We start from the raw sequence: 6,602 nt of genomic DNA, 5'->3' as shown, positions 1-6,602 counted from the left end.
CTGGAGCGCGAAGCGCTCCCGAATCGGCGGATGCGTTCTTTCGGAAAGATCGCGTCGGCGGGATTGCGGCTGCTTCGCAGCCGAGCGGGAGCAAGCTCCCTCGCCACGGTCTATTTCTTCAAATCCTGATGTCCACTTCCCCCAAATGCCCGCCATAGGGCCCGAAACTTCTTTCGACCAGATGCCGCGCACCGTCCGCCTGCACGATCAACGCCGTACTCGCCCGGGTCCCGTAGCTCTGGCTGGCAATGAACACGCTCGAGAGTAATGTCTCGGTCGCCAATCCCACGCCGGTGTCCGGTAAATCGGCAAACGGCGCCTGCTGCGAATCACTGAGCAAGTCCAGCAGCGCCTGCGGTTGCGGATTGTCCAGTACCGCGCTCAACGCGGCTCTGGCCTTGAGCAATTTGGGCCAGGGCGTGTCCAGTCCGGCGTTCGACAGCCCGTATACCCCGGGCGGCAGCATCACCGCTTCCGTTTCCCGCGCATTGAAATGCCACAGCTCATGAGCATTGCCGACCAGCAGGTTAAACCCGCCATATTCCGGCGAACGTGCGACAACTTCGCTTAAATAGTCGTCAATCGGCAGCTCGCCAGTGAGAAAGCGCGCCACCAGTTCACCCCGGGACTTGCGCCCTGGCGGTCGATGAGGGTCGCGGATATTGGTCAGCGCAGCGAAACGTCCGTGGGTACCGACACCCAGCCAGGTGCCGCCGGCCTCCAGGTCGCGGCCTGCATACACCTGGGGCGATTCCGGCCATTGCGCCAGGGGCAGCGTGGGTCGGGCATAGAACTCGTCGCGGTTGGCCGCCACGATCAGCGGCTGGGCATGCCCCGGTCGCCAGGCGAAAACAATCAGGCACATAAGGTGGTCCTTGTGTGTTTTTTGCCCACTCTACGCAGTCGGCGTGCGGGTATCCATCGCCATCCAGTGGAGCCCGAGGCCTTGCATCCGTTACCATGCCGCTCCGGTTTTGGGGTTGGGTGGTCAACAGCATGGAATTTCTGCTCTATCTGGCGCTTGGCGCCTGTGCCGGCGTGCTGGCAGGGCTGTTCGGCGTGGGCGGCGGAATTATCATCGTCCCGGTGCTGGTGTTCAGCTTCAAGGCCCAGGGCTTCGATCCTTCGATCCTGACCCACCTCGCGGTCGGCACGTCCCTGGCGACGATCATTTTCACCTCGGTCAACGCGGTACGTGAGCACCACCGTCGCGGCGCCGTGCGCTGGCCGATCTTCGTGTGGATGACCGTCGGCATCCTGATCGGCGCCGGTTTCGGCGCCCTGACGGCTGAGGCGATCTCCGGGCCTAACCTGCAGAAGATCATCGGCGTGTTCGCCCTGGTGATTGCCGCGCAGCTGGCGCTGGACCTCAAGCCCAAGGCCAGTCGAACCGTGCCAGGCAAGGTCGGTCTGACCGTGGCCGGCACGGTGATCGGCTGGGCCTCGGCGATTTTCGGGATTGGCGGCGGTTCGCTGACCGTGCCGTTTTTGACCTGGCGCAGCGTGCCCATGCAGCAGGCGGTGGCGACTTCGTCGGCCTGCGGCCTGCCGATCGCCTTGGCAAGTGCATTAAGTTTCATGATTCTGGGCTGGCACGATCCGCTGTTGCCGGCCCATAGTCTCGGTTTTGTATATTTGCCGGCGCTGCTGGGCATTGCCCTGACCAGCATGGTTTTCGCCCGTTTTGGTGCACGGCTGGCGCATAACCTGTCGCCGAAGTTGCTCAAAAGGCTGTTTGCCGCTTTGCTGTTCTTCGTCGGCCTGAACTTTTTACTCTGAGGCATCTGCTCTGACGCCCGACGCAATCCTGGCTTAATCCCGAGGTGGCAGCGTCGCCCGGGAATTGATTTGAACTCATGAGGAGTCGCAATGCTGCCTTACCCGCAGATCGACCCGGTGGCCCTGGCCATCGGTCCGCTGAAAATCCACTGGTACGGGTTGATGTACCTGGTCGGCATCGGCGGCGCCTGGCTGCTGGCGTCCCGTCGCTTGAACCGCTTCGACCCGACCTGGACCAAGGAGAAACTCTCCGACATGGTGTTCTGGATGTCGATGGGGGTGATCGTCGGCGGTCGACTGGGCTACGTGCTGTTTTACGATCTGCATGCCTACCTGGCCAACCCGACGCTGATTTTCGAAGTGTGGAAGGGCGGCATGTCGTTCCACGGCGGCTTCATCGGCGTGATGCTGGCGGCGCTGTGGTTCGGCAAGAAGAACAACAAGTCGTTCTTCCAACTGATGGACTTCGTCGCACCGATGGTGCCGATCGGCCTGGGTGCCGGGCGCATCGGCAACTTCATCAACGCCGAGTTGTGGGGCAAGCCGACCGACGTGCCGTGGGCCATGATCTTCCCGCCATTCAGCGACCCGGCGCAGTTGCCGCGTCACCCGTCGCAGCTGTATCAGTTCGCTCTCGAGGGCGTGGCGCTGTTCCTGATCCTGTGGCTGTTCTCGCGCAAGCCGCGGCCGACCATGGCGGTATCGGGGATGTTCGCGCTGTTCTACGGCATCTTCCGTTTCATCGTCGAATTCGTCCGCGTACCGGACGCGCAACTGGGCTATCTGGCCTGGAACTGGCTGACCATGGGCCAGGTGCTGTGCGTACCGATGATCCTCGGCGGGCTGTTCCTGATCTGGCTGGCGTACCACCGCGCCCCGGCGACACCAGCGGCAGCCGTATAAATTCGAATCCCGGGGCCATGGTCCCGGGTTCAAGGACACAGGTAACTCATGAAGCAATATCTCGAACTGGTCGCCCACGTCATCAAGAACGGCACCAAGCAGGCCAACCGCACTGGCGTGAACACCATCAGTTTTCCCGGCGCGATGTTGCGTTATGACCTGCAGGAAGGTTTTCCCGCCATTACCACCCGCAAAATGGCCTTCAAATCGGCCATTGGCGAGATGTGCGGTTTTCTGCGCGGGGTGAACAACGCCGCCGAGTTCCGCGCGCTGGGCTGCAAGGTCTGGGACCAGAACGCCAACGAAAACGCTCAATGGCTGGCCAACCCGTTTCGTCAGGGCGAAGACGACCTCGGCGAGATTTACGGCGTGCAGTGGCGCAAATGGCCGGCGTACAAACAGATCCCGGTCAGTAACCCGGCCGCCATCGAGCAGACCCTGAAGCAAGGCTATCGCCAGATCGCCGAAGGTGAGGAAAACGGCCAGGCCTACGTGGTGCTGTACAAGGCCATCGACCAGGTGCGTCAGTGCGTCGACACCATCATCAAGGACCCGGGCAGCCGCCGCATCCTGTTCCACGGCTGGAACTGCGCCCAGCTCGATGAAATGGCCCTGCCGCCCTGCCACTTGCTGTACCAGTTCCACCCGAATGTCGAGACCAAGGAAATCTCCCTGACCCTCTACATCCGCTCCAATGACCTGGGCCTGGGCACGCCGTTCAACCTCACCGAAGGCGCCGCGCTGCTGAGCCTGATCGGTCGCCTGACGGGCTACACGCCGCGCTGGTTCACCTATTTCATCGGCGATGCCCACGTCTACGAGAACCACCTGGACATGCTCAACGAACAGCTCAAGCGCGAGCCGTTCCCGATGCCGAAACTGGTGATCAGTGACCGTGTGCCGGAGTTTGCCAAGACCGGTGTTTATCAGCCACAGTGGCTGGAGTTGGTGGAACCGAGTGATTTCTCGCTCGAGGGCTATCAGCACCACGCGCCGATGACCGCGCCGATGGCGGTCTAAAGACAGACACCCATCCCATGTGGGAGCGGGCTTGCTCGCGAAGAGGCCATGTCAGTCGATAAACATCCGTCTGACACACCGCCTTCGCGAGCAAGCCCGCTCCCACAGGGATCTGGGGGTGTGCTTAATGGCCGTGACTACGGCCCACGTGGGAATGCTCCACCTCCGTCGCCACCACCCCGCCGCTCACCTCCAACCGCTGCAAAATCCCGCACTGATCGACATCCGGCCCTTCGCCACAACGCTGGCGCAGGTCGAGCAGTTGCGCCTGCAACGCCAGCAACCCATCGATCCGCGCTTTGACGTGATGAATGTGCTCGTCGATCAGGGCGTTGACGCTTTCGCATTGGTCCTGGGGGCTGTCGCGAAACGCCAGCAGGCTGCGGATTTCTTCCAGGGTCATGTCGAGGGTGCGGCAATTGCGGATGAAGGTCAGGCGTTCGGCATGGGCCTGGGTGTAGACGCGGTAGTTGCCGTCGCTGCGCGCCGGTGCGGGCAGCAGGTTTTCCCGTTCGTAGTAACGGATGGTTTCAACCGGACAGTCGGTGAGTTTCGCCAGTTCTCCAATCTTCATGACGACAATCTCCAAAAGGGTGCTTGACCCTATAGTGGCTACAGGGTCTTTACTTGGCAACAGGCACCTTCATGGACGCGACCAATGAGCGACTCTCAACACACCCACAAGCTGCAGCCTGTGCACAAACATGACGACGGTGGGCACGGCGATTCCTGCTGCTCATCCAAAACCGCAGCGCCCTCGCTGATCAAACTCAGCGAAACGCCGACCGTCAATGCGCGCCTGAGCAGTTTTCGCATCGAGGCGATGGACTGCCCAACCGAGCAAACGCTGATTCAGAACAAGTTAGGCAAACTGACGGGCGTGCAGCAGTTGGAGTTCAACCTGATCAACCGCGTGCTCGGCGTCACCCACGACCTGCCGAGCACCGCACCGATCATCGATGCGATCAAATCCCTGGGCATGCAGGCCGAGCCGCTGGAGCAGGGCATCGAAGCGCCCGCCCCGGCAGCGGAGAAAAAGCCGTGGTGGCCGTTGGCGCTGTCCGGTGTGACCGCGCTCGGCGCAGAAATTATCCACTTCACCAACGCTGCCCCCAACTGGGTGGTGGCGATCATTGCCCTGGTCTCGATCCTCAGCGGTGGCCTGAGTACCTATAAGAAGGGCTGGATCGCCCTGAAAAACCTCAACCTCAACATCAATGCGCTGATGAGTATCGCCGTGACCGGCGCGATCCTGATCGGGCAGTGGCCGGAAGCAGCGATGGTGATGTTCCTGTTCACCGTCGCCGAGCTGATTGAAGCCAAGTCCCTGGACCGCGCGCGCAACGCGATCGGCGGCCTGATGCAGATGACGCCGGAACAGGCGACTGTGTTGCAGCCCGATGGCAGCTGGGTCGAGCAAGATGTGAAAGCCATCGAGTTGGGCGCGCGCGTGCGGGTGCGCCCGGGTGAGCGCATCGGGCTGGACGGCGAAGTGGTGTCCGGCAGTTCCAGCATCGATCAGGCGCCGATCACCGGCGAAAGCCTGCCTGTGGAAAAAACCATCGGCGACAAGGTGTTTGCCGGCACCATCAATCAGGCCGGCTCGCTGGAGTATTCCGTCACCGCTGTCGCCAACAACTCGACCCTGGCGCGGATCATCCACGCCGTCGAACAGGCCCAGGGCGCGCGGGCACCGACCCAGCGCTTCGTCGATCAATTCTCGAAAATCTATACCCCGGCGGTCTTCATTTTCGCCCTTGCGGTGGCGGTGATTCCGCCGCTGTTCATGGGCGCGGTGTGGTTCGACTGGATCTACCGGGCACTGGTGCTGCTGGTGGTCGCCTGCCCTTGCGCCCTGGTGATTTCCACCCCGGTGACCATCGTCAGCGGCCTGGCGGCGGCGGCGCGCAAAGGCATTCTGGTGAAGGGCGGCGTCTATCTGGAGAGCGGGCACAAGCTCGACTATCTGGCGCTGGACAAGACCGGCACCATCACCCATGGCAAACCGGTGCAGACCGACTACCTGTCGCTCGACCCAACAGCCGATGCAACTGCCCCGGCGATTGCCGCCGCACTGGCTCGCCGATCCGATCACCCGGTATCCCTGGCCATCGCCAACGCGGCTGTGGATAAACAGGAACCGTCGCTCGTTGTGGATAACTTCGAGGCGCTGGCCGGTCGCGGTGTACGCGGCGACATCAATGGCCAGACTTACCACTTGGGCAACCATCGCCTGGTGGAAGACCTGAACCTGTGTTCGCCCGCGCTGGAAGAGAAGCTGTTCGCGCTGGAAAAGCAGGGCAAGTCCGTGGTGCTGCTGCTCGACGCCGCCGGCCCGTTGGCGCTGTTCGCCGTGGCGGACACGGTGAAGGAATCCAGCCGCGAAGCGATCCAGCAACTGCACGACCTGGGCATCAAGACCCTGATGCTCACCGGCGATAACGTCCACACCGCCCAGGCGATTGCTGCACAGGTCGGCATCGACGAAGCGAAAGGCGATCTGCTGCCCACCGACAAGCTGCAGGCAATCGAAGCGCTGTATGCGCAGGGGCACAACGTCGGCATGGTCGGCGACGGCATCAATGACGCGCCGGCACTGGCCCGTGCCGAGATCGGTTTCGCCATGGCCGCCGCTGGCACCGACACCGCCATCGAAACCGCCGATGTCGCCCTGATGGACGACGATCTACGCAAGATCCCCGCTTTCATCCGCCTGTCGCGGCAGACATCGAGCATCCTCAAACAGAACATCGCCCTGGCGCTGGTGATCAAGGCAATCTTTCTTGGGGTAACCTTCGCCGGGCTCGCTACCATGTGGATGGCGGTGTTTGCCGACATGGGCGTGAGCCTGTTGGTGGTGTTCAACGGTTTGCGCCTGTTGCGCAAATAGAGGAAGAGGG

The 6,602-nt window shown here is 62.2% G+C and carries 6 protein-coding genes; 4 read left to right on the top strand and 2 right to left on the bottom strand.

The annotated features are described in order from the left end of the window. Positions 1–118 precede the first annotated feature (118 nt). A complete protein-coding gene (locus tag B0W55_RS11420; RefSeq protein WP_077046105.1) occupies positions 119–865 on the bottom strand; it encodes an NRDE family protein in 747 nt (248 codons plus the stop codon). A 131-nt stretch (positions 866–996) separates the two neighbouring features. Between B0W55_RS11420 and B0W55_RS11415 the strand changes: the two genes are divergently transcribed. The 3 genes from B0W55_RS11415 (at position 997) to B0W55_RS11405 (ending at position 3,702) form a co-directional block, all read left to right on the top strand. Then, complete coding sequence (locus B0W55_RS11415; RefSeq protein WP_077046107.1) at positions 997–1,779, top strand: sulfite exporter TauE/SafE family protein; 783 nt, start codon at positions 997–999, stop codon at positions 1,777–1,779. A gap of 90 nt (positions 1,780–1,869) precedes the next feature. Further along, positions 1,870–2,682: a prolipoprotein diacylglyceryl transferase gene (lgt, locus tag B0W55_RS11410; protein WP_077046104.1), complete on the top strand. Its 813-nt coding sequence runs from the start codon at positions 1,870–1,872 to the stop codon at positions 2,680–2,682. 48 nt (positions 2,683–2,730) lie between these two features. Then, on the top strand, positions 2,731–3,702 hold the full coding sequence (locus B0W55_RS11405; protein WP_077046103.1) for a thymidylate synthase: 972 nt from the start codon (positions 2,731–2,733) through the stop codon (positions 3,700–3,702). A 124-nt stretch (positions 3,703–3,826) separates the two neighbouring features. Here B0W55_RS11405 and cadR read toward each other — a convergent pair whose 3' ends face one another. Next, a complete protein-coding gene (gene cadR, locus B0W55_RS11400) occupies positions 3,827–4,276 on the bottom strand; it encodes a Cd(II)/Pb(II)-responsive transcriptional regulator (protein ID WP_077046102.1) in 450 nt (149 codons plus the stop codon). A gap of 84 nt (positions 4,277–4,360) precedes the next feature. Between cadR and B0W55_RS11395 the strand changes: the two genes are divergently transcribed. Continuing rightward, a complete protein-coding gene (locus tag B0W55_RS11395; protein ID WP_077046101.1) occupies positions 4,361–6,592 on the top strand; it encodes a heavy metal translocating P-type ATPase in 2,232 nt (743 codons plus the stop codon). The last annotated feature ends 10 nt before the right edge of the window (positions 6,593–6,602 follow it).

This window comes from Pseudomonas sp. KK4 (assembly GCF_001984065.1).
Taxonomy (GTDB): Bacteria; Pseudomonadota; Gammaproteobacteria; order Pseudomonadales; family Pseudomonadaceae; genus Aquipseudomonas.
This window is presented reverse-complemented; position numbering and strand designations above follow the sequence as displayed.

What these genes read in the sequence shown, in the direction of transcription:
- B0W55_RS11415 (WP_077046107.1), top strand. Translation starts at nt 997, where the DNA reads ATGGAATTTCTGCTCTATCTGGCGCTTGGCGCCTGTGCCGGCGTGCTG.
- lgt (WP_077046104.1), top strand. Translation starts at nt 1,870, where the DNA reads ATGCTGCCTTACCCGCAGATCGACCCGGTGGCCCTGGCCATCGGTCCG.
- cadR (WP_077046102.1), bottom strand. Translation starts at nt 4,276, where the DNA reads ATGAAGATTGGAGAACTGGCGAAACTCACCGACTGTCCGGTTGAAACC.
- B0W55_RS11405 (WP_077046103.1), top strand. Translation starts at nt 2,731, where the DNA reads ATGAAGCAATATCTCGAACTGGTCGCCCACGTCATCAAGAACGGCACC.
- B0W55_RS11395 (WP_077046101.1), top strand. Translation starts at nt 4,361, where the DNA reads ATGAGCGACTCTCAACACACCCACAAGCTGCAGCCTGTGCACAAACAT.
- B0W55_RS11420 (WP_077046105.1), bottom strand. Translation starts at nt 865, where the DNA reads ATGTGCCTGATTGTTTTCGCCTGGCGACCGGGGCATGCCCAGCCGCTG.